Consider the following 22,067-nt stretch of genomic DNA (forward strand, 5'->3'; position numbering starts at 1 on the left):
TGTGGGACGGTTCTTGAACAGGTTGGGTCTCGGTGACCTCGACGCCGAGTCGGTGGTCAGCACCCTCGGCCGGAATCCGAACTGGATAGGGCAGACCACGCGCGGCGGCAAAGTATTCGTGAAGGAACTGGTGCTCGACGACGAACGCCGCGCGAAAATCGCCCGGACCGTCCACGTGGCGGCGACCGGCGAAGGCCTGGTCAATATGCCGCGGCTGGTCGGTGTGGACGAGGACGAGGCGCTGATCGCCACCGACTATGTGAACGAGTCACGCAACGGCCTGGAATTGGCAGGCGATTCCGTATTCGACGACCAATTGTGCGAGGCCGTCGCGGAACAGTTGGCGAATTTCCATCGACTTCCCGCGGAAGGGTTCGACCCCGCGCCCCATCCGATGCCGCCTCTCAAACCGTTCGAAGCCGTCTCGCTGGAGTACTTCGCGCAGGCCTCGGCCGCCGAGATCGCGATGTGGAAACTGCTGCAGCCCGACCAGGAGCTGCGGGCCGCGCTGCGGACGCTGCGCGAGATCGACGACGATCCGCCGACCCCACGCTGCCCCATCCACGGCGACCTGCGGCTGGATCAGTTCCTGATCGCCGACGGCGTGGCGTATCTGTCCGATTTCGAAGAGGCGCGCCTGGGCGACCCCGCGCGCGACATCGGCGCCTTCGCCGGCGAATGGCTGTTCCTCGCTGCCTCGGCGTTGCCGGAAACTCTGGCCGACTCGCTGCCCCTGGGTGCCTCCGCAGCCCACGAGCAGATCGTCGCCACCGGCGTCGGCGAAGTTGCCCAGCGCAGCCCCAAAGTCCGTGCGTTCTACCGCCGTTACCTGGCGTGCCGTCCACAGGCCCGCGACGACCGCGAACTGGCCACGCGAGCGGCTCGGTACGCCGGCTGGCACATGATCGACCGCATGCTCGCCGGAGCCGGACAGTCGGCCCGACTGTCTCCGATCAACCGGGCCGCGGCAGGCATCGGCCGCACCGTGCTGCTGTCCCCGGCGGAATTCGTGTCGATTCTCGGTTTGGAGGAATGATCATGACGATGAGCGTGACCGTCGCGGACAAGATCGTCGCGATGTCGGCCGCGGTGGAGGTGGATCCGGGCGGGCTGCGCGCGCAGGTCGCCGGAGAGACCTACGAGGAAGCCAATCCCTCCGCAGTGGCACGGCAGGTGGGCAACGCCCTGTATCAAACCGCGCACCACGGGCGCGAGCAGCTGGTGGACAAGCGGATGCGCACACTGCGCGATCCCCGCTTCGAGGCGCGGCTGCGCGAGGCCGCCGGCGAGCGGCGAACCACGTTGCGCGCCACGGTCGTCGAACGCCGAGAGGGCCGGATCATCGTCGACACCGGCACCCTGCGCCTGAACGTCCCCGACAGCTCGGTGCGCGCACTCACCGATGAGCAGGTCGACGTCGAAGTCGACGCCGTGCGCCCGGCCCTGTCGCCGGGGTTCGTCTTTGCCGGTCATGGTCACCGCAAACCGGGCCCCCTGCTGCGGCTCTACGCGCGCATCGACGACCCGGACGCCGCTGCTCCGGTGTGGAAGACGCTGCTGGAATTCCTGGACCGCACCGGCGCGGTGTGGGAAGCAAAGATCTTGTCGAACCGTGCCCTGTACCCCCGCAACGATGCGCTGGTGGTCTACTTGGGACGGGACGGGTGGCGCCATGCCCGCGATTGCGCCACGGCGATGCAGAGCACGGGTCTGCTGGGTCAGGGGACCTCGCCGTTCGCCCGCGCGATCACCGAATCCGTGTGCTGCGCGTTCGAGCCGGATGACCGAACGATCACCCGTCAAGGGCTCTCCTTCGGTCAGCACCGTGCACACGTGCTGGCCCAAGCCGTCATTCGGCACGCCGTCGATCAGGTGCCAGAGATGACGCTGGCGGCCACCATCCACGCGGCGTTCCTCGACGCAGGCATCGACCCGAATGAACCGGCACGCAATCTGTCCTCGCCCGTCGTCGATGTACTGGGCCTGAATTGACCAACCGCAGAACCGAATTCGGCCCGCCCCGTGAACCATAGAACGCATCCGATCACGAAAGAGGAAGACTTTTGATGAGGGGCCTGAGCAAGGCTGTGCTGTCTGCGTCGATCATCGGCGCCCTCACCGCGCCCGCCGGCACGGCCGGTGCGACCCCATCGCCACAGCTCGCGCCGCCCGCAGCAGCGGCTGACACCGACTCCGCCGCAATCGGTTACGAGGCAGGCATACTCGGCGAATCGGTGGTCGTGACCTTGGATTCGGGGTCGCTGTCCGTTGTCGACAACCGTCTGCAGGTGACGGCGGCGGACGGGCAGCTGGCGGCGGCGATACCGATGTCGTATCAGCGCGACGGATCGAACTACCCCATCGCGACCGAGATCAGCGGCAGGACCGCCACCCTGACTCCCAGCACCAACCCTGCCGACGCGACACCCACGGGCCAGCCTCCGAACCTATTGCGCGACATCGCGATCGATCCAAACTCCCCCGCCTTCGACGCCGCGGTGGCACGCTTCCAGATGCAGTCGAGCCTAGGCGTGGCGATCGGCGGTCTCGTCGGCACCGTCATCGGCGCAACCATCGGGTGTATCGCCGGGGGCGCCGCGGTCGGCGCGGCGGCCGCGGTCCCCACGATCGGAACGCTGGCGATCCCCGGCTTCCTCGGCGGGTGCCTGATCACCGGCGCCGCGCTGGGAGCGGTCGGCGCAGTGGCCGGAACCATCCTTATCGGAGGACCCATCGCTTTCGCCTCCGCGCTGCTGTTCGCCGGCGCACTCGCGCAACAAGCCGCCAACTGATCCGGTGGGTCCTCGGCCCGGCATCTGCGCCGCCCCCGGGGGGCCCGGCCGGCTCGGCCGTGAAGAACCGCATCAACACGCCTGTCCATCGCTGCCTCTGCCACACGGGTCGGATCGACGCTGGCTGTGCGCCACCGCCCAATGCTCCGCCCGGCCTCGGATGATCTGCGATCGGGCGTGTGTGACCGATGCTGGTCCCAGGAGGGGGTTTTGACGGGGGCTGGCAGTGGTCCCGCTCTTCGCCCGGTGTCGTGTGCCGGTTGATCTGTCGCACTTGCCAAGTACCTGCGGCACGTGCCCCGGCCTGTTCGCGTCGACACGCATGTCGGCTCGCTACTTTCCCGAACTGGTGTCGACGAGGAAGACGCCTGCCGTCGGTTCGAATAGGGTTGTGGCCGTGAGGGTAATGTCCGATCAGCAAGTGCGCTGCGGCTTCCTAGTCCGTGAGCGGTGTCGGTGGCCGGGGCCCGCTCACACGACGAGGTCCGCGACGCCCGCGGCCTCGCCGATACGACCCTTCTGGCTCGAACCGAGAAGCCGACACCTGAGACCGCGGCACCGCGCGGCCCAAGGCATTGAAGCGACTCGCTGCCCGACCCGGTCCGAGCGCCGGGCAGCGCGGGCCTGTGCATTGGCTAGCGGCGGTCCAATCGTACTGGAGGAGATATTGGCACTGCTGATCGCACAACGTGACAAGCGAGTAATGGTTCCGTTCGGGAGTTGACGAAATACATTGAATCCTTTGACTAGCGCCGCAGACCCTGATCGCGTGGTTGCAGAAAGAGCTCTCGAAAGCATGACCCTACGCCGACCATGGTCGATGGAACGGTTTGTGACGGAGTTGAGCCTGCAGCGTGACCGACCGATCGAAATCGCAGAAGGGATCGGCAAATTCGAAGGTAATAATTTCTCCGGCATCTGGATCCCTCTCCCGGAGAAGGACCTCATCCGACACCGGTCGGGTTTAACCCCGGAAGAGCGTGAAGGGATCATCGCTCACGAAATCGGGCACATCGTCCTCGGACACGAGGTTTCGACCGAAGAGCGGCTTCGCTACTACGAGCGCACCACACCGTCGATACCGCCCGCCGTCATCAAACAGCTGATGGACCAGCAAGCCTGCCTACGCTCGAATTTCGACACGGCACTCGAACGTCAAGCCGAGTGGTTCGCATCATTGTTGATGGAGGCCGCGGCCTCTCTCAGCCGTCCACTGTTCCCAGAAAAAAATCTCAACCCGAGGCCGCGCCTCATGCTGGAAAGAGCTGCCGCGATCTTCGGATGGGCGTCGTGAACATCGTCGTCGGCACCCTCATACCGGCAGCGCTGCTCCTGTTGGCGGCACACCGCATTCGATCGAACCGTCCACACTATCGTCTCGGAACCTCAACCGGGCTAACCAACCCGCTGACACAGCTCCTACTCTGTCTAGGACTCGAGAAGCTATGCAGGGTTCCGGTGATCACCGACGACATCATCAATCCTGTGCTTCGAGACTGGACTGGTGTAGCAAACATCATGTCCCTTGCCGGAATGACGTTCGGATCCTTGGCAGCGATACCACTGCTGAATGTGAGTTCGTTTATTACCGGCCGGAACTTCGCGCCACGCATCCAGATCGGCACCGCCGTCGTGATCATCGTGGCGATGACCGGGACCTTTCTGAACACCCCCATGGCACATACCCCGACTTCGTACATGAGCAACCAATTCCCGGTAACAGTGCCTGTCATGACGTACTGGCTCGCGTACCTCGGGCCACCGGCAAGCATGCTGCTCCTCGGCAGCACCTACATTATCCGCGAACTACTGTGGGTTCGCCGAGGCCCGTTCGCGCGCGCACTGGCAGGCATCGCTGTATACGAGGTCATAGGCTTGGTCTACTGCGCTTTCAAGGTCTACAACCTTTATCTGCAGCACGAGCACATCAACAACTACTGGCACCGCAACGCCCTGCACATCTCGGCCACTCTCACCCTGTCAATGCTGGCTGCAGCGGGAGTGTCCGCGGGAATCTACGCCTCCTCCATCTTCAAGGACCGGTTCCACCGCTACCGATTGCTGCGACGTTTCGGTGACCGATGGGTAGAGGCTCGGGCAGCGAATCCGGAGGTCGTCCTGGACAAGTCCTACACGTTCCGCCCCACACGGCGGGCGTGCTGGGCCGCATCCCGCACGGAGGCAACCGCTTACCGGCTGCAGATCGAATTGGCTGACCACTCACATCAGGTGAAGGGAAGGTCTGCCGTCGCCGACCCGGCAATCGCTTGATCGGGTTCTTCCGAATACTTGGCAGCGGGTTGGAACGCTTGTGTTCCAACCCGCAGCCATCAGCACGACCCCCGCGCCCTGGCTGAAAACGCTTCGGCTACCCGCCTTGAGGCGCCGCTTTACACGAGGGCACCGCGCAGCGCCTCGGCCCACGGCAGCCAACGCGGATCGTCCACCCCTTCGTCCCCGACCATGTTGGTGCATGTGTAGCCGACTGCGACGCCCGACTCGGGATAGGCGAAGCTAATCCGCCCCCCGGTGCCTACCTGCCCGAATGATCCATCGCCGAGCAGTCCAGCGGGACGAGTGATCTCGTAACCGTAGGCAAAGCGGGTGGCCACCGGCATCACATCCAGCGGTGCCGGGTGGCTCAGTCGGTCGGTCTGCGGTTGCCGCGCCCGGTCCACAGCCGCCGATGTCAGCAACCGAATCCCGTCGACCTCGCCGATCATCGCCGCATACATCCGCGCCAAGGAGCGGGCATTACCGATCGCATTGGCCGCCGGGATCTCTGCCGCGTGCCCTTCGCGGGTGTTCAGCATCTCGTTCGCCTCCTCTCTCGTGGCAATGGTCGCAAGGGTCGCTCGGACCAACCGGGAGCCGACGTCGATCCCCATACCGGCCAGTCGCGCCTCCACTTCGGCGGGTGTGGCCAAGTGCTTGCGGGTGAACCCGGGAACAACGCGATGCTCCTCACATTCCGGCAGGCCGATCCACAGGCTCAGCCCGAGCGGCTCAGCAATTTCGGCGGCAAGGAAGTCACCGACGCTCTTGCCAGTGACCCGCTGGATGAGCTCACCGACCAGGTAGCCCCAGGTGAAGGGGTGGTAGTAGAAGGCGGTTCCCGGCCGCCACAAGGGAGTCATCGACACAAGCGCGGTCGTGCACGCCGACCAGTCCAGCAAATCCCAAGCCCCGATTTCGGATTCAGGATCGAAGCTGGACAGGCCGGCCCGGTGGGACAGTAGGTCGGCGACGGTGATGCTGGCTTTACCACCGACCGCGAACTCTGGCCAATAGTCATGAATCGGGGCATCAAGCTCGAGCTGTCCGCGTTCAACCAGCATGTGCACGCAGGTCGCGGTCAACCCTTTCGACACCGACCTCAGCACGACCAGTGACTCCGCGTCCCACGACTTGCCGGATATCGCGTCCTGGCCTGTCCAAAGATCAACGATGGTGCGGCCGTGGCGATAGATACACAGCTGCGCGGCACCCTCATCGCCATCGTGCGCGTACGCAAACGCGTCACGAACCGCCTCGAACCCACGCTCGACAAATCCTTCCACCAACGCCTCCTCGACGAGCCCACAAGCGGGCGAAACCCTTCGCAATCAGAACACTATTCGACCGGCCGGATACCCTTCCAAAAGGAACCACCTTGACCGGGTTCGGCCCCGCGGACCATGAGATCACCGATTTCTGGTTCGGCTATGACTCGGTCCACCGAGGGTTCCCGTGCTACCGCGGCCAAGTGCGGGAACTCGGAGCGGGCAACGGCACACGGGTGGCACGCACACACCGGTGGATCGCCCGTGACGACACGACCGGCCGCCCGGTGGCGTTCGTCGTACCGGGTCGGCGGTCGGCTTTGATTCGGTGCGCCGCCAGTACGAGCAGCAGGATGGAAATGAGTGTGTATATCGTGAATTTCACGTTGCCCATCCGAAGATCGCGGCAGCCCGTTCGAGCATGAGCCGCTGCCTCTGGTTGAGGTTCTTGTCCGGGAACAGTGGACGACTCAGAGCCGCCGCAGCCTCCATCAGCAGGGTTGCGAACCACTCGGCTTGGCGTTCCAGTGGCAGGTCGAAGTTGGAGCGCAGGCACGCCTGCTGATCCATCAGCCGTTTGATCACGGCGGTGGGGATCGAGGGTGCGGTCCGCTCGTAATACAGGATCCGTTCCTCGGGCGGCACTTCATGTCCGAGGACGATGTGTCCGAGTTCGTGCGCGATGATTCCGTCGCGTTCGATCTGGCTGAAGCCTGATCGGTGCCGGATGAGGTCTTTCTCCGGGAGGGGGATCCAGATGCCGGAGAAGTCGATGCTCTCGAACTCGGCGAGTCCGTCGACGATCTCGATCGGCCGGTCGCGCTGCAGGCTCAGTTCCTCCACGAAACGTTGCATCGACCAGGGACGCCGCAGGGTCAGCTTCGAAAGGGCCTTTTCCGCGATCATACGATCCTGGCCCGTGTTGTCACTAACCGAGGGATTCAAGGTAGTTCTTCAACTCCTGTAATGCGTTGTCGCCCAGGTGATCTGAGCTCGAACGCAGGGCTACGAAGGGAATGCGCTTGTCGCGCTGCACGATCAGCAGACTCAGTTGCCGAAACGGGCCGTAGTACTTGTCGGGGTCGTCGGACAAGAAGCTCCCCGGCATGTCGAAGTAGCCGGCCAGCGCATCCAGAAGGTCGTCACCAGGACGTTGTGCACCGGGCCGCCGAAGGGCCACCATATCCTTGGCTGCCACCGGGCGGCCGAGGGATTTCGAAAGTGCTTGCGCGACCACAGTTCCGGCGACCGCGACCCCGTCGTTGTCGATGACGGTGGCGAACAGCATGTTCACCCGCTCCTCTAACGGCACGGCTCGGCTACTGGGGCTCAAAGACCTTCTCCCTCACTCCATCAGACTGATCCGGTCCAGCTTGGACCGCCACCGCCTGGCAAAGTTGTCCGACAGGGCGGGGTCCAGATCCGCTGCGCTGCCCGCGAGCCATCGCCGGTACTGCTGGTTCTCCCGTTCGATTCCCGTGGCCATCGGCGGCGTCGCCAGCAGCGCACCGATGAGTCTTTCGATGCTCTTGGGTATTTCGTTACCGGGACCCCCCGCGCGTTCGAGCACCTCCGTTGCCTGCGCGGCGGCAAGTCTGGCCACGGCGACTGCGAGCTGTTCTTTCGCCGCGTGTGCGGCGTCGCGGGCTGCCTCGGGGAGATCGCTTCGGTCGCAGAGCTGGAAACAGCGGTCGGCAGCGGCCACGAGCTCATCGACGACGTCGATGTCGAGCTCGACCAACCGGAAGCCCAAGGGGTCGCGACCGCTGCCCCCTGAAGAAGACGAGACGTTGGCATTGGCGCTGAGGGCCTGTTCCTCCAGCTTGGTCGGATCACCGCCTTGGAGCGCTCTGGTGGCGCTGCCTGCGGCCCATTTGAGCGCGTGATCGAGCAGTCTCAGCGTCATGGTGCTCGGCGGCGCTGTGTCGGCTCGCGGATTTTCGATCCGTGCCATCGTCGCCACGGACGGCCCTCCGGCTGCGTGCACGCCTGGCCGCGTCAACCCGCACTCGTCGCGTCGTTCGGCCACGATCCGGCCGAAGCGCTCCTGCAGATCCCGCGTCACCACGGACCAAACCCTATGCGACCCACGCTCGCTGCACTTCCTCTCCATCGACAACGTCACCTCAGAACGATCACATGACCCCTACTTTAAACTCATGAGCAACTCATAGCCCCCAAAAGGGATGTCATGATACTTTGGCGTCGCTTAAATCCGGGCAGGTGGGTGAGTAGCGCCGCGACGGGCTGCTCCGTGATGTGAAGGCAGCGGAGGGAAGTGCGCAGTTCGCCGGCCACGCGAGGAGTGTCGTCCGGAGGGGTGACGATAATCAGCGTGACCGGTGAGCGCTCCAGCGGAGATGTAGTCAGTAGCCATCATCGTTGGGGCAGTGGCCATTTCGCACGGGCGCACGTTCCACCGGCCACGCCGGATCCCGGCGCGAGGGGGCAATCGCGCTGTTACACACCGAAGTTCGGCCGCGTTCAAAGGGGGTTACCACGCCACAACGGCGATTCGCCAGTGACAGCTGAATAGAACGAACTCTCGGCAAAGAGTTCGTTACGCGAGGGCGTTGTCGAACAACCAACCCTCAGACACCCCAGAAGTCGGAGAAGCCCGGCCAGGCGCGACTTCTGGATGTTGTTGTCCAGAAAGGACTGCTTCCAGATGAGCAGATCTGAGGGTACCGCATGCCCTCATACCGTGCATACCCCGACCACCGGTCGACCCGCAGGCGGAGCCCCCGCCGCCACGACCGCACCGGAGACGATCGGATCCTTCACGCGGACAAGCACATTCCTTCACCGCGACGCCGACTCGACCGCTCGCGCTGAACACCACCGCACGTATCGCCGCCGGATTCGATTCGCCGACGCCGACCTCGTCCGTGACCGAGTGCTCGGGTCCGCCGAGGATGTCATCCCGGCCGGAGCGCGACGCAACGTCCTGGCCGCGACGTTGGCGCTCCTATGCGGGTGGGCACGCCTCAGCGACGATCGGATCCGTATCCGGCAACTCATCGGCCTATGCGGACCGCGTCGATACGACCCGAAAACCATCGGTCGCGCGCTGGCCGCGCTGCACCGTGACGAGTTCATCCGTTACATCCCTGCCCGCGGTCGGGGCGCCTACGCCACCATCGCCATCCATCCCCGATTCCTCGACGGCATCACCGAGCTGCAACGCGACCCTGGTGGACGTGTCATCACCTTTTCCCACCCGCCTCCTTACTCTTCCAAAAGAAACCACCTCCCTACCCTCCGCCCGCGCTCCGGCGCGGCGCGGCCCGCGTCGGTGACGGTCGACGCCGAGGAGGTGCGTGAGGTGCTGGCCAACGCTCCGGAGCCCTTCCGGTCCTTGCGTGCCCGGCTCCGGTGGTGCCTGGGCCGGGAGATTCGGACCTACCTCACTCGCGGGTGGCGCCCAGACCAACTGCTCGCCACGCTCGCTGCCACGCTCCCCGACCAGGTTCGAAGGCCCCTGTTGCTGGCTCGATACCGGTTCCAGCGCAATCTGATCGGTGCCGGGCCTCGGCTGGCCCCGGCTCAACGAGCCTGGGACCGGCGACACCGCGCCGACGGCCGTGCCCGTCACGACGAACAGCAGCGCCGCCACGCGGCCGCGGTGTTCGCCGCGACCACCGCGACGATGCGCGCACGGATGCTCACCGCCCTGTGCGCCCGGCTGCGCCTGACCGCTCCCCTACCGGACCCCACGACCGCCGTGATCCACGCTGCTCGACTCGCTCTGCGAGCCTTTCCTGACACATCACTGGGGCAGGCGATCGACCGCTGGGTCGCGCAGTTCGAGCCCTCCCCCAGCGACGTGTCCGACAGTCCCACGCCCACCGCAGAGGAGCGGGACGAGTGCGTGGTGTGCGGCGCGAAAGGCCAACCACGAGAGGAACTTCCGCTGCGGTCAGTGGTGTGTGAGCGATGTTGGCGTCAGGAAGGAATGTGACGCGCTGCTGGTCGCCCCCCAGAAAAGGGGGATGCGCCGAGATGGCGTCGGGACCTGCGCACCAGTACTGTCATCGGCCGGATGCTCCGGATACCGAGCCTGGTTGCCGCGAACAGGATCCGACCCTCGTGCACTTCCTCACGCGGGCCAGCACGAGGCAAGTGCAGGCCGCGCTTGTCCATCCGAGCGAGCATCCCATCGCCAGCGCTGCCGAGACCGCCCATGCTCACCGCCGACCCGAACCGAGGCAATGACTTCTCCCCAGCACCGATCGCTCAGCCCTGACCAAAGCGCGCACCTGATCCGCTATGACCGCTGTATCGCCCACGGGCTGCGACAGCTACGTCAAAGCGTCGGGCTGACCGCGGCACAGGTCGCCGACCGCACCGGTTACGAACAGGACTGGCTGGACAACATCGAATCCGGTACCCAGTCGCCGACGATCGAACAGCTGCGCGACCTGGCCTTGCTGTACGGCCATAGCGAACGCGGACTCCTCGAACAAGCGTGGGCCGAAGCATCAACCGGACGCGCAATCTAAGAACGCGCCCAACCGAAACGGCCAGGTTCTACTCGGCCAATGGGAAGGGCCCGGCACGAAGGGGATCGGTGCCGGGACCTTCACCGACAGGAGTTTACTGGGTCGCGCAGTTCGACACCCTGACCCCCGCCCGGGTGCCCGAGAGCAACAAGCCCTGCACCGCAGCCGTTCGTGACGAGTGTGTCGCATGCGGCGCGGAAAGTGTGCCGCGGCAAGAGCTTCCGATGCAACCAGTCGCATGCGGCCGATATTGGCTCCGGGAGGGACCGTGACAGGGCCTCGTCCGGACGGGACCAACGGTTCGGCGGCCGCGGCATGAGTGGCACTGCAGCGTGGGTCACGGCGAGGAAGACGCCTCACCTTCACGGTCGACAGCTCTGCCGATCCGGGCGAGTGTGGATCAGCTGGTGGTGGTCGCGGCGACGGTGGCGCTGACGATGACGACCGCGGTGGTCGCCTGGATCTCCTGGACGGCCTTGCGTACCGCGGGGCCACCCCATCCACTGTCGCTGATCTCCTTACCGCGGCGTTCGACGGTTCGTTTGTCGATGTCCGGAACCACTTTGGGGAGAAGGCCGACCGCGTAGAGGATCGAGGTCAGTGCTGCGGTGCGATCATCGAGCCGCTGCCCTGCGACCGCAGCGCGAACGCGCGCCACGATTTCGGCTTCCCCTGCAGGGTTCGCCGATTTCCACACCGTCGTCGGGAACACACCGAGCAACTTGCCGCGCTGCTCGGTGAGGTAGCCAGCGTCGACGAGGTCGGCCAGCAATGCCTGTTTGAAGTCCTTCGACCGATCGCGCCAGCTACCGAACCCGGCAACCTTGGCGACCGCGTCCTTCGGTTTGCGGCCATCGACGACATCCAGCAAGCCCGCCAATCGCGCGTCATCCGGACGTCGATCGGTCACCACCAGCCGACCCGGCTTGTGACCGGGGTCGTCAGGGCCGGTCAACCGCAACACACCCTCCGACGTCAGTTCCACCAGCGCCGCGCCGGCGAGGGCAGCTCCCAGCCGGGTGTTGTCCACCAGCCTCTTGCCGTTGTTGTCGTCGAGAGCGAGCAGCAGGAATTCTTCCGCGACTGTCAACATGTCAACCCCCTCCGAGCGGAGCGATGCTCCCACTCGCTTCTCCTGGCACTGGATATGTCGCCGAGTCTAGTTGCGGCAGACGATGATCCGCCCAGCAGGCTGAAACGGAGAAGACCCCGACACGGGGGGGAGGTGCCGGGACCTTCGTTCCGACAAGAAGCTTCGTCGGCATCTCGGATGCTACGCCAGGGTGCCGCTTCACCGCCGTCTTCTCCTCGCCAGTCGAGCCTGAACGGGACTCCCGGATCGGTGACGAACCCCTATCGAACGCGAAAACCGAACGTGCCGAGCAACACCGGCGGTACGAGGAAGAAGACGACCGACACTACGAAGAGCGCAACCGGCGGGGTTGGCTGGAAAGCTGAGGCGGTTCAAGGTGGAACCACGGCCGACCGCCGCACGTCAGCCTTGCTCATTAGGTGGGTCTCGCCAAGAACAAGCCCGCACTAGGCCCATGGCCCGGCACCTTCGGCGACCCCGGCACCCCGCTCACCTGAAGCGCTCCGAAACAAGGAGACCAGCGCACTGTCAGAAGAACAACCGTTACATCTGCCCGGTGCGTGCCGCGTCCAGTTCGGCGCGAGTAAAGGTCGTGCCGTCGGGCCAGGCGGTCTGCAGCAACTTCTCCAACCCCGCGGGGCCGCGGGACACATCGTCGGCGGCAGGGGCGGTGATGTCGTCCAGCAGCCGCGTGATGAGCAGGACCAGAATGCTGGTTCCACCACCCGCATAGCCCCAGCTGATCCCGGGGGCATCCCGCCGGGGGTCTTCCGACAACCCTCGCAGCACCGGATACCGTGCCGCCCATGATTCATTCGGAAACTCCGCCGGAATCCGTCAGGAAAGCCAGTTGTCGATCCATGTGCGAAGATGTATGCGTTTTGCATAGACTCCTATCATGGAGTCAATGTTGGAAGCAGCCATCAACGAGTGGCACGCAAGCGTGAACGAGGGCGACCTGGAGCGGTCGGCGAGGGCGGTCGGTGATCCGATCGTCGTTCTGGGCCCGAAAGGTGAAGGCCCGATCACACCCGAGCAGTTCGCCAAATGGGTGGAACGCTCGGGCATCAAGCTGATCCCGCGATCGTGGCATCCGGTCAGCGAGCGCCTCATGGTCGTGGAAGAGGACGCAACCTGGCCCGAGAGCAAGGCGCCGACTCGGGTCGCGACGGTGTTCCGGGTAGCCGGTGAGAAGGTGACCGCGTCCCTGCGACTACCGAATCTGAAGTCAGCGCTCAAGTTGGCCTACATCTGCCGCGAGATGGCCGCGACCGAATGACTGTTTCGAGGCCGGGTCAGGTTCTGTTCGCGTTCGTCCGGCACTGGTCGCGCAGGTCATCGGCTGGCGACCGACTTGCCGACCAAGGCCGACTGGTACTCGTCACCGAAACCGTCCACTGCCTGACTCGGCGAGGAATCGCAGTAACGATCAATGCGATCGCCCACGAGATCGGCATCGACCAGAGCGGAGCGTCGCGGCTGGTCAAGAGCGCGATATCAGCCGGGTACCTAGCGATGCAGACATCGCAAGCAGACCGCCGCCAACGCCAGGCGACGGTCACCACATCCGGCCACGCTCTCCTGGACCAAGCTCACAACTGGCAAGAGCAGGTCTTCGACCGGCTGACGAAAGGCTGGAGCCCGCAGCAACGCCACGAGTTCGAGCAAGCGATGACGGATCTGATCAACCAGTCCTATGCGTTGTTGGACTAACCCCAAGCTACGGGTTCGCGAGCCGTCCCGCCGCAGCCATATGGAGCGAATTCCGGCTCGACGAATCCGCGTAGAAGCCCTGGTTCCGCCGGTCAGACGTAGGACCACCAGAACTTAGCGCACCCGATAGCTACATCTGCCCGATGCAGGCTGCGGCGAGTTCGGCGCGAGTAAAAAGTTGTGCCGTCAGGCCAGGGGTCGCAACAGCTCCTCCAGCCCAGCGCGACACGGATCGACAGCAGGGGGTGATGTCTGTCAAGGCCGTTCGAAGGATCTCACCGGAATCGACAATGTGTCGAACAGCCGCGTGAGGAGCCGGGCTGTCAACATCCCCAGCCATGCTCTGCTGTCGACACTCCACCCGAAACGGAACCGACCAGCCGTGAAACCTGATGGTGCGCAAGGCCGAGATGCGATCAGCATCGAACCACCTGGATGATCATCACCTTGGTCTGATCTACGGCGCGCCACGCCTGATCGTCGAATCACCTTTTGGCGGAACTGCATTGCCGACGCGGTACACCCTGCTGGCGTTCGTAGGATGGCCATTATGGCGAAGACACCTTCACAGGGTGGCGGGGAATCAGGTTCGGCGCGAAGAATGTTCGCCGACCGGCTGAGCGAGCTGTTCGAGGTGGCGGGGAAACCGACACTAGAGCAAGTGGTGCGACCGACCGCGCAACGCAAACGAAGCACGCGGGCACCCGGCGGGAAAGAAGCCCTAACGACGCAGCGAATAAGTGATTGGCGCGCCGGGCGCAACCTACCTCACACGTTCGAGTCGGTGGCACCGCTGCTGGTGACCTGCCACGAATCGAGTTCGCATTCGACGTCGCCGGAAAACTGATCGAGGACCTCGTAACAAATCAACACGACTTGATTGTATCCACGATAGCGATTGGCGGATCGGCCGCAACGTACCTCACAGTTCGAAACGTTCGAACCAGTGCTGACGACACTGATTCGCCTGGCCACAGCGGAGTCCGGTCCGATTCCATCTACCTTGTCGAACCGATCTGCCTGGCAACGTTTATGGAAGGCTGCCACCGCAGAACCCTTGCCACGTCCGATGGTGACGACCTCCCTGCGCCGCGACATCGACACCTTCGTCGGGCGTGACAGCGAGTTGCAGCGGATCCTCGAGACGGCCGGACCGGGCCGAGTGGTCTGCATCCACACCATCGACGGCATGCCCGGTGTCGGCAAGACCGCCCTGGTCACCCACGCCGCGCACCTGCTGGCCGAGCGTTTCCCCGACAGCCGCTTCTTCGTCGAATTACACGCCCACACACCAGGTCAGAATCCCGCCGACCCCGTGGCTCAAAGGATCCGATTGCGGATATTGCGCCCACCATCGCGCCCACCAGAGACGGGCGCGTCCGGGCGACACCTCGACGGTCGCCGAGATCGTCCAATGGTGCGGCTACCTGCCGCTGGCGATCGTGCTGCTGGCCGGGCGCCTGGCCCACCATCCCCACCTGAACAATCACCGGCCTCGCCACCACCCACAATCGGCTCGGCGAACTCGATACCGGCCACCGCGCAGTCCACGCCGCCTTCACCACCTCCTATACCAATGTATGCGTCTGCAATGTCGCGAGATATGCGGCTTCGGGCACGCCGAGGCGCCGGTAGATATCGGCAGCGGCACGCAGGTCTATCACGGCCGCGGGGATATCACCGATGCCCGCGCGACAGCGAGCGGCACCGTCGAGAGCGTGGGCCTGTTCGAGGGGGTGTCCGATCTCGCGAGCCAGCTCGAGCGCATCAGTGAAGGCTGTCAACGCCTCACCAGGTTCGCCGGTGGCCAGCAATACTCGCCCGATGCTGTTGAGCTCCTTGGCTTGGCCGAGCCGACTGCCGAGGTCGCGATAGACGGTCAGGGCCTGCTCATGCAGGTCGGCGGCCTGCTTCTGGTCCCCAGTTCTCTCGCACAGTATGCCGAGGCTGCCGAGCGTGTCGGCCTGATTGCGGCGATTGCCGATGTCCCGGTTCAGGGCCAAGGCCCGCTGCAGAAGGTCGGCGGCCCGTGCGTAGTCCCCGGTTTCGCGGCGCACTTGCCCGAGTGCAGTGAGGGCGGTGGCTTCCCCGTAGCGGTTGCCGAGATCGCGGTAGCAGGTCAGGGCCTGCTCATGCAGGTCGGCGGCCTGCTCGTAATCTCCGGTTTCCCCGCGCACCAAGCCGAGCGCGGTGAGCGCGTGGGCCTCCCCGTAGCGGTTGCCGAGATCGCGGCAGCAGGTCAGGGCCCGCTCATGCAGGTCGGCGGCCTGCTCGTAATCTCCGGTTTCCCGATGCACGTATCCGAGTGCGGTGAGCGCGTAGGCCTCCCCGTAGCGGTTGCCGAGGTCGCGGTAGCAGGTCAGGGCCTGATGCAGCACGCCGGCGGCCTGCCCGTAATCGTCCGTGAGCAGGCGAACGAAGCCGAGTGCGGCCAGCACGTGGGCTTCCTCGTGGCGGTTGCCGAGGTCGCGGTAGCAGGTCAGGGCCTGATGCAGCACGCCGGCGGCCTGCCCGTAATCGTCCGTGTGCAAGCAGATGACGCCGAGTTCGGCCAGCACGTGGGCTTCCTCGTGGCGGTTGCCGAGGTCGCGGTAGCAGGTCAGGGCCTGATGCAGCACGCCGGCGGCCTGCCGGTAATCGTCCGTGAGCCGGCGCACGAGGCCGAGGTTGGTCAGGGCATTGGCTTCCGCGTGACGGTTGCCGAGGCGGGCAGCGGTCTCGGCTGCGCGCTGGTGCAGTCGCGCAGCCAGTGGCCACGGCCCTTCCAGGTTCAGCAGCCCGGCCATCACCCCGGTCAACACGACCATCCGCGCAGGATCACAGTCGGCGGTGTATTCCAGGCAGGCGAGCAGATTGGCCCGCTCGATACGCATCCACGCCAACGCCGGTGCCTGGTCGCTGAATTCGCGCACCGCGACACCACTCGCCCCGGCGGGGGGCGTGGTGTGGTCGTCGGTAGGTCGGGAGCGGTGCGCCACCCACCGGTCGGCCCGGGCGAAGGTGTGCTGGTAGTAGTCCAGCAAGCGCTCCACCGCCGCAGTGTTGTCGGCGGTCGCGGCGAGGGTGCCGGCATATTCGCGCAGCAAGTCGTGGAGCCGGTAACGGCCGGGACGGGTCTCGTCGAGCAGATGGTCGGTGTAGAGGGCCTCCAAGTGTCGCCGCGCGGTCTCAAGCGGAATGTCGGCCAGCGCCGCCACCGCCCAGAGGTCGAACTCGGTGCCGGGATGCAAACCCAACAACCCGAACACGACCTGCTGCTCGACCGGGAGACTCTGGTAGGACAGATCGAACGCGGCACGCACCGCCCGATCCGGGGTGTCGAGTTCGGCGAGCCGGTCGGTCGTGGCAGTGAAATTCTCGGCGAGATCGGTGATGCTCCAGGTGTCGTGGTGAGCCAGCCGCCCGGCCAGCAGCACGATCGCCAGCGGCAGAAACCCGCACAGCTCCACGATGCGCTCTGCCGCCGCCCGATCCACGGCGCCCTGATCGGCGTCGCCAGCGATGCTGCGGTGAGCGAGGGTAGCGATCAGGCGAACAGCGCAGTCGGCGTCGAGCACCTTGAGGGCCAATGGCATGGCCCCGTCGAGGGCCACCAGGCGGCGGCGACTGGTCACGATCGTCACGCATCCGCCGCCTGGCGGCAGCAGCGGTTCGATCTGATCAGGACCGCGGGCGTCGTCGAGCACCAGCAGCACCCGTTTGTCGGCGAGCCATGCCCGCCACAGATTCCGACGCGCCGCCAGGGTGTCGGGCAGGCTGCGGGGGTCGATACCCAGATCGGTCAGCAGTCCAGCCAACACCTCCGACGGGTCCGCGACCGGTTGCCCCAGAGTGTGGGCATGCAGCTCGACGAAAAACTGCCCATCAGGAAAGCGCCCTGCAAGCTCATGGGCGGCGCGGATCGCCAACGCGGTCTTACCGACACCCGGCATGCCGTCGATCGCATGGATCGACACCACCCGCTCCGAATCCGCCGCCTGCACGATGCGCCGCAACTGGTCCTCGCGGCCCACCAGCGTGTCCAGATCGCGGGGCAGCGCCCTGGCCGCCAGCGGCCGCGACGATGACCCCACCGCGGGCTCGGTGACCGCCGCGGTCCACAATCGCTTCCATGCTCGGTGATCGACCAGATCCTCACGAATGCGACCCCGCTGGGCTTTGGCCAACACGAACAATGTCACCAGCACCGGCGCCGCTGCCTCAAACGTGTGGGGCAGGTTGCGGCCGGACCGCCAATCACTGATGCGCTGCGTCGTCACGGTCTGGTTCCTGCCGGGGCCTCGTGCAGCACATGTGCGTTGCGTGGTCACTCTCACCACCTGCTCCAGGGTTGGTTTCCCGGCTGCCTCGAACAACTCACCCAGCCTGTCGGCGAAAACCCTTCGTGCCGAACCTGATCCGCCACCACCCTGCAGGGGCGCCATCTCCATAACGCCCATCCTACGAACACAGCCAGCCGCCACGGACCGATCGACACCAACCAGCACGTACCCCGCCGTGCTCTCCTACGCGATCCTGGGCTGCCCACGATGGCGGTGCTGCGCATACAGACCCGGGCCGTCCAGATAAGCCACCACACCCACCCCCGACGATATGCCGCTCTTCAGCCACCTCGAGCTGGTACACCCGGACGATCCGCTGCAGCGTGGGATGGCGCGGACAAGGCCGAGAATCGGCGCCGACTTCATCAGCTCGCCGTCACCAACGTTCTTCCGAGCGGCGTAATCGGAATCGACAATGTGTCGAACAGCCGCGTGATAAGCCGGACCAAAGTACTGGTTCCGCCACACCCGGTATCTGGATCAGATAGCTGCGGTGGCCCCCTAATTCATCTTGCTGACGCCTTCGGATATCGGAAAAACAAATACGGTGAATCGAGTGCCGGACCAGCGGCACCATGCACTGAACAGCGGCAGATACACCCATTTTCAGTGCAGCAGTCTCATATCGGCCAGGCGCGGGGCTGCGGCGTCCTTCCCCGATCGGATATAGGTCAACGGTTCGCCGTTGCGGTCGATCGTCGGCCAGTTGATGGCCAGTTCCGGGTCGAACGCGTCGAGGTCCCGGTTCAGCTCAGGGGAGTACTCCAGCGAGCACAAGTAGCTGACGGTGGAGTTGTCCTCCAGCGAGACCAGCGCGTGGCCCAGCCCTTCGGACAGGAACACCGACTTGCGGGCGACATCGTCGATGACGACCGAATCCCATCGGCCGAACGTGGGGTAGTCGCGCCGCAGATCCACCACGACATCCAAAAACGCCCCACGCACGCAGGTCACGTATTTGGCCTGCCCGGGCGGATTCTCGGTGTAGTGGATGCCGCGCAGCACCCCCGCGGCCGAGGTCGAGATGTTGACCTGACGCAGGTCAAAACGACGGCCCACTGCCTCCTCGAATGCGGCGGCCCTGAATGACTCGTGAAAGACTCCGCGGTCGTCGGCGTGCAGCTGAGGGGTCACCTCCCAGGCACCCGGTATTGTCAGTTCTCGAATCCGCATGTCGTTCACTTCCTTGCCTGCCCATTGAAGGGCCTCGAGCAGTAGCCGATGCACGGTGACTCATTCGTGGGAGTTCAACCGGCGAACAGGTTTACCTGTGCGGCGGCGAGCTGGTTGTCGACTTGTTTGCGCGTAGGCGCCGGGCTTCGGTGATCGTCAGCCGATACTTGCGCCGGTCGGCGTCATCGCGATTGCGAGCGACCAGGTCTGCCCTTTCGAGGCGGTCGATCAGCCAAACCGATCTCGCTGCGGTCGATGGCGAGCGCGGCCGCCAACTTCCTGCTGAGTGACCTGTTCACCACAGTCCTGAAGCCGGGTCCACGGCCGCTGTGGTGGTCATGATTTGGTGCGGGCGACGAGTGATGCCGCGGCTGTCGCAGCCCGTCTCGGGACAGCTTTGTTGGCTCCGGACTCGCGAACGAAGTCGTTCACTCGGTAGTAGGCGTCGATGCTTTCACCAGCGTCGCCCCACCAGCCTTCTGCGACATCGAAGTCGAGGGCGCCCTGACGGATGTAGTGGTTGTTGACATCGGTGATCTCGAGCTCACCGCGCTGAGACGGCACCAGGGTGCGGATAATATCGAACACCGTGCTGTCGTAGACATAGATTCCGGTTGCGGCGTATCGCGAAGGTGGATCCTGCGGCTTTTCGACGATTCGGACGATCCTATCGCCGGCGAATGCGGGGACCCCGAGGTGGCGTAGGTGTGTTTCGTCGTCGAGCTCGGCCAGCAGGAGCCGGGCCCGCCTCGGATTGCGGTGTGCGTTCTCGATCAGGGGTGCGATCGAATACTCGAAGATGTTGTCCGCCAGCATGACTACGACCTGATCGCCGTCGGCGAACTGCTCGGCCAGGGCGAGGGCGTGCGCGATGCCGCCAGGGCGCTCTTGGTAGGCGTAGCAGAGCCGGTCCACGCCATGGTCGTGCCCGCTACCCAGTAGCCGGACGAACTCACCGGCATGAGTGCCGCCAGTGACGATCATCAGCTCAGTAACCCCCGCCTCGACCACGGCTTGCACTGCGAAGGAGATCATGGGCCGGTCGTAGATCGGCAGTAGGTGCTTGTTGGTGATCACTGTCAGCGGCGACAACCGCGACCCGGTTCCGCCAGCGAGAATGATGCCCTTAAGCATGGCTTTCGACCTTCCTGTGTTTGCGCCATCACGATCGCCCTCTAGTGACGAGAATAGGAAATCGGACCAGGATCGAGAGTTCATCCATCGCTGAGCGCTTTCTCCAACGCGTGCCAGGTGCGCCGCTCGTCAGCGGTGAGGCGACCATCGAGTCGGCTGTGCCCGAGGAAGATCACTTCGTCGGGCCCGGTCTTCTGCACAAACATCGACGGGTCAAGGTAGGCGTGTCCCAGGCCCACCCCGCCCAGCCATCGGCCGGCGTAGTCCGCGACCACACAGATGATTGCCCACAGGCGATGGAGTCGTCTGATCTGGCTACGTCGGAGAGTCATATCGGTTTCCTCAAGCGCGACATCACCGGATAGCCGGAATCGTCGCTGGGTCCGGCCGCCCGGTAGCGACTGTAAAGCTTCTCAGGTCCCGGATGGGCCCTGCCCTGTGACTTCCCAGCGTCGCAGGATCTCCGCGAATGGAGCGCCCTCCGCGTTCGGACCTTTTTCCAGAAAACACAGGTTGTGATAAAAGTGCATCCCCCGGATCCAGCGGTCGGTCGGCTGCGGCCGCCGCGCGTCCGCATGCAGGAATTCCTCATGGTGCAGGCCGTCGAGCAGCGTCTTGAGGAATCCCATGGTGTGCCGCGGATTGGTCAGGTCGCGGTCGTCGCCACCGAACATCGGCTGCCAGTAGGACGTCTGCAGATCCTCTATCACGTACAGCCCCTCAGGGCAAAGGTGGTCGAACAGGACCCGGAACGACGCAAGCACGTCAGCGCTGACGTGGCTGCCATCGTCGATCATGATGTCGAATGGCCCGGCCCGCTCCGCCAGAGCCGTCAGCACCGCCCAATCGGACTGATCGCCGCGCACGGTCACAACCCGCGGTTCGTCGAGGACCCGTTTGTCCTCCACGTCGAGTCCATACACGATGGCGCGTGGGAAGTAGTGTTTCCACATCCGCAACGACGCCGCGCCCAGCTTCGGATCAGTGAACCCGCCGACCCCGATCTCCAGCACTTTCAACCGCCGTTCGCGCAGCGGTGCGAAGTGTCGGTCATAGTGCTCGGGGTAGCGATGCAGCGCGCTCCACTTGTCTGTGCCACATTCGACCGCCAGCTCCGCGAGTTCAGTCTGCCCGCCCCGCGTCAGCGAACGAAACACTCGCTGCACGACCGGGTAGAACGCCGAAGGCAGATCCGCACCCGGTTGCCCCGCAGACGCCATCACCGCGGTCTGTGGCCACCGCACGGACGGAGTCGGCCTCGCGGCCAGGTCGTACGGTCCGTAGACCGCGCGGACCGCCTCGTCGAGGTCTTGGGCCAGCACCGCCACCGCCTGCCCTTCGGCCTCCTCTTCGACGATACGAACACCTGAGGGTTCCACGACGACTGTGGCATCGAAAGACCGCCCCGCACACCTGAAATCGAGGCTCACGCCCACTGGAGCGCTCAGGCGCGGTGCCAGCTCGCCGAGCCGGGCGCGGAAGACGATCTCCCGCGTGAGCAGGTTCGCCACATGCCCCGGGCCGAGCTCGTCGATCGTCGATCGCAGCGTCGCCTCGGAACCCTCCGCGGCGACGAGCAGCCGCAGCACATCGTCGGTGTCCATGGTGGCTCCTATTCACTGGGAGACGGGCGACAACTCGGATGGGATCCGACACGACACCCCGGCCCGACGGAACTGTTCACGGCACCGTTTACGTACGGGTTCGATCTCCCCCAGCGGGGACAACGGGGGCTCCAACAGATCCAGCACCATCAAGTCGATCTCGTAGGAGGCCGCGACCGCCGACACCGAGTC

General features: G+C 65.0%; 21 protein-coding genes. 9 read left to right on the forward strand and 12 right to left on the reverse strand.

Annotated features, from left to right (window positions below; translation table 11 throughout):
• The first annotated feature begins 1 nt into the window (after window position 1).
• The 5 genes from lxmK to ACIA76_RS35955 all read left to right on the forward strand — a co-directional run bounded on the left by lxmK (window position 2) and on the right by ACIA76_RS35955 (window position 5,063).
• A complete protein-coding gene (lxmK, locus tag ACIA76_RS35935; protein WP_397158620.1) occupies window positions 2-1,036 on the forward strand; it encodes a class V lanthionine synthetase subunit LxmK in 1,035 nt (344 codons plus the stop codon).
• Window positions 1,037-1,050: 14 nt separating this feature from the next.
• The gene (locus ACIA76_RS35940) at window positions 1,051-1,992 is read left to right on the forward strand and encodes a T3SS effector HopA1 family protein (RefSeq protein ID WP_397158622.1); all 942 of its coding nucleotides are present in this window, start codon (window positions 1,051-1,053) and stop codon (window positions 1,990-1,992) included.
• A 74-nt stretch (window positions 1,993-2,066) separates the two neighbouring features.
• On the forward strand, window positions 2,067-2,792 hold the full coding sequence (locus ACIA76_RS35945) for a hypothetical protein (protein WP_397158624.1): 726 nt from the start codon (window positions 2,067-2,069) through the stop codon (window positions 2,790-2,792).
• Window positions 2,793-3,612: 820 nt separating this feature from the next.
• Window positions 3,613-4,086: an ImmA/IrrE family metallo-endopeptidase gene (locus tag ACIA76_RS35950; RefSeq protein WP_397158626.1), complete on the forward strand. Its 474-nt coding sequence runs from the start codon at window positions 3,613-3,615 to the stop codon at window positions 4,084-4,086.
• 164 nt (window positions 4,087-4,250) lie between these two features.
• Window positions 4,251-5,063, forward strand: coding sequence for a hypothetical protein (locus tag ACIA76_RS35955; protein ID WP_397158628.1), 813 nt, complete (start codon window positions 4,251-4,253; stop codon window positions 5,061-5,063).
• Between the two features lie 119 nt (window positions 5,064-5,182).
• On the opposite strand, the gene ACIA76_RS35960 is transcribed toward ACIA76_RS35955, so the two are convergent.
• The 4 genes from ACIA76_RS35960 to ACIA76_RS35975 form a co-directional block, all read right to left on the reverse strand.
• Complete coding sequence (locus tag ACIA76_RS35960; RefSeq protein ID WP_397158630.1) at window positions 5,183-6,352, reverse strand: serine hydrolase domain-containing protein; 1,170 nt, start codon at window positions 6,350-6,352, stop codon at window positions 5,183-5,185.
• Between the two features lie 363 nt (window positions 6,353-6,715).
• Window positions 6,716-7,240, reverse strand: coding sequence for a hypothetical protein (locus ACIA76_RS35965; protein WP_397158631.1), 525 nt, complete (start codon window positions 7,238-7,240; stop codon window positions 6,716-6,718).
• Window positions 7,241-7,262: 22 nt separating this feature from the next.
• The gene (locus ACIA76_RS35970) at window positions 7,263-7,622 is read right to left on the reverse strand and encodes a hypothetical protein (protein ID WP_397158633.1); all 360 of its coding nucleotides are present in this window, start codon (window positions 7,620-7,622) and stop codon (window positions 7,263-7,265) included.
• A gap of 57 nt (window positions 7,623-7,679) precedes the next feature.
• Window positions 7,680-8,402: a hypothetical protein gene (locus ACIA76_RS35975; protein ID WP_397158635.1), complete on the reverse strand. Its 723-nt coding sequence runs from the start codon at window positions 8,400-8,402 to the stop codon at window positions 7,680-7,682.
• A 600-nt stretch (window positions 8,403-9,002) separates the two neighbouring features.
• On the opposite strand from ACIA76_RS35975, the gene ACIA76_RS35980 reads away from it, so the two are divergent.
• Together ACIA76_RS35980 and ACIA76_RS35985 are read left to right on the forward strand one after the other, a co-directional pair.
• Window positions 9,003-10,295 carry a hypothetical protein gene (locus ACIA76_RS35980; protein WP_397158637.1) on the forward strand — a complete coding sequence of 431 codons (1,293 nt, stop codon included), beginning with the start codon at window positions 9,003-9,005 and terminating at the stop codon, window positions 10,293-10,295.
• Between the two features lie 250 nt (window positions 10,296-10,545).
• The gene (locus ACIA76_RS35985) at window positions 10,546-10,836 is read left to right on the forward strand and encodes a helix-turn-helix domain-containing protein (RefSeq protein WP_397158639.1); all 291 of its coding nucleotides are present in this window, start codon (window positions 10,546-10,548) and stop codon (window positions 10,834-10,836) included.
• 400 nt (window positions 10,837-11,236) lie between these two features.
• On the opposite strand, the gene ACIA76_RS35990 is transcribed toward ACIA76_RS35985, so the two are convergent.
• Both ACIA76_RS35990 and ACIA76_RS35995 read right to left on the reverse strand, forming a co-directional pair.
• The gene (locus ACIA76_RS35990) at window positions 11,237-11,929 is read right to left on the reverse strand and encodes a GPP34 family phosphoprotein (RefSeq protein ID WP_397158641.1); all 693 of its coding nucleotides are present in this window, start codon (window positions 11,927-11,929) and stop codon (window positions 11,237-11,239) included.
• 543 nt (window positions 11,930-12,472) lie between these two features.
• Window positions 12,473-12,706 carry a hypothetical protein gene (locus ACIA76_RS35995; RefSeq protein ID WP_397158643.1) on the reverse strand — a complete coding sequence of 78 codons (234 nt, stop codon included), beginning with the start codon at window positions 12,704-12,706 and terminating at the stop codon, window positions 12,473-12,475.
• Window positions 12,707-12,827: 121 nt separating this feature from the next.
• On the opposite strand from ACIA76_RS35995, the gene ACIA76_RS36000 reads away from it, so the two are divergent.
• Window positions 12,828-13,208 carry a hypothetical protein gene (locus ACIA76_RS36000; protein ID WP_397158645.1) on the forward strand — a complete coding sequence of 127 codons (381 nt, stop codon included), beginning with the start codon at window positions 12,828-12,830 and terminating at the stop codon, window positions 13,206-13,208.
• Between the two features lie 236 nt (window positions 13,209-13,444).
• Entirely contained in the window at window positions 13,445-13,642 is a 198-nt protein-coding gene (locus ACIA76_RS36005) for a hypothetical protein (protein ID WP_397158647.1), read from the forward strand.
• Window positions 13,643-14,410: 768 nt separating this feature from the next.
• Here the strand turns inward: ACIA76_RS36005 and ACIA76_RS36010 are convergent.
• The 6 genes from ACIA76_RS36010 to ACIA76_RS36035 form a co-directional block, all read right to left on the reverse strand.
• Window positions 14,411-14,863 carry a hypothetical protein gene (locus ACIA76_RS36010; protein ID WP_397158649.1) on the reverse strand — a complete coding sequence of 151 codons (453 nt, stop codon included), beginning with the start codon at window positions 14,861-14,863 and terminating at the stop codon, window positions 14,411-14,413.
• A 347-nt stretch (window positions 14,864-15,210) separates the two neighbouring features.
• Complete coding sequence (locus tag ACIA76_RS36015) at window positions 15,211-17,901, reverse strand: ATP-binding protein (RefSeq protein WP_397158651.1); 2,691 nt, start codon at window positions 17,899-17,901, stop codon at window positions 15,211-15,213.
• 669 nt (window positions 17,902-18,570) lie between these two features.
• Window positions 18,571-19,137, reverse strand: a complete 567-nt coding sequence (locus ACIA76_RS36020) for a dTDP-4-dehydrorhamnose 3,5-epimerase family protein (protein WP_397158653.1) — start codon at window positions 19,135-19,137, stop codon at window positions 18,571-18,573.
• A 336-nt stretch (window positions 19,138-19,473) separates the two neighbouring features.
• Window positions 19,474-20,271, reverse strand: a complete 798-nt coding sequence (locus ACIA76_RS36025) for a sugar phosphate nucleotidyltransferase (protein ID WP_397158655.1) — start codon at window positions 20,269-20,271, stop codon at window positions 19,474-19,476.
• 80 nt (window positions 20,272-20,351) lie between these two features.
• A complete protein-coding gene (locus ACIA76_RS36030; protein WP_397158656.1) occupies window positions 20,352-20,603 on the reverse strand; it encodes a hypothetical protein in 252 nt (83 codons plus the stop codon).
• Window positions 20,604-20,684: 81 nt separating this feature from the next.
• Window positions 20,685-21,875: a hypothetical protein gene (locus tag ACIA76_RS36035; RefSeq protein ID WP_397158658.1), complete on the reverse strand. Its 1,191-nt coding sequence runs from the start codon at window positions 21,873-21,875 to the stop codon at window positions 20,685-20,687.
• Window positions 21,876-22,067: the final 192 nt, after the last annotated feature.

Source organism: Nocardia sp. NPDC051570 (genome assembly GCF_044454005.1).
Lineage (GTDB): Bacteria > Actinomycetota > Actinomycetes > Mycobacteriales > Mycobacteriaceae > Nocardia.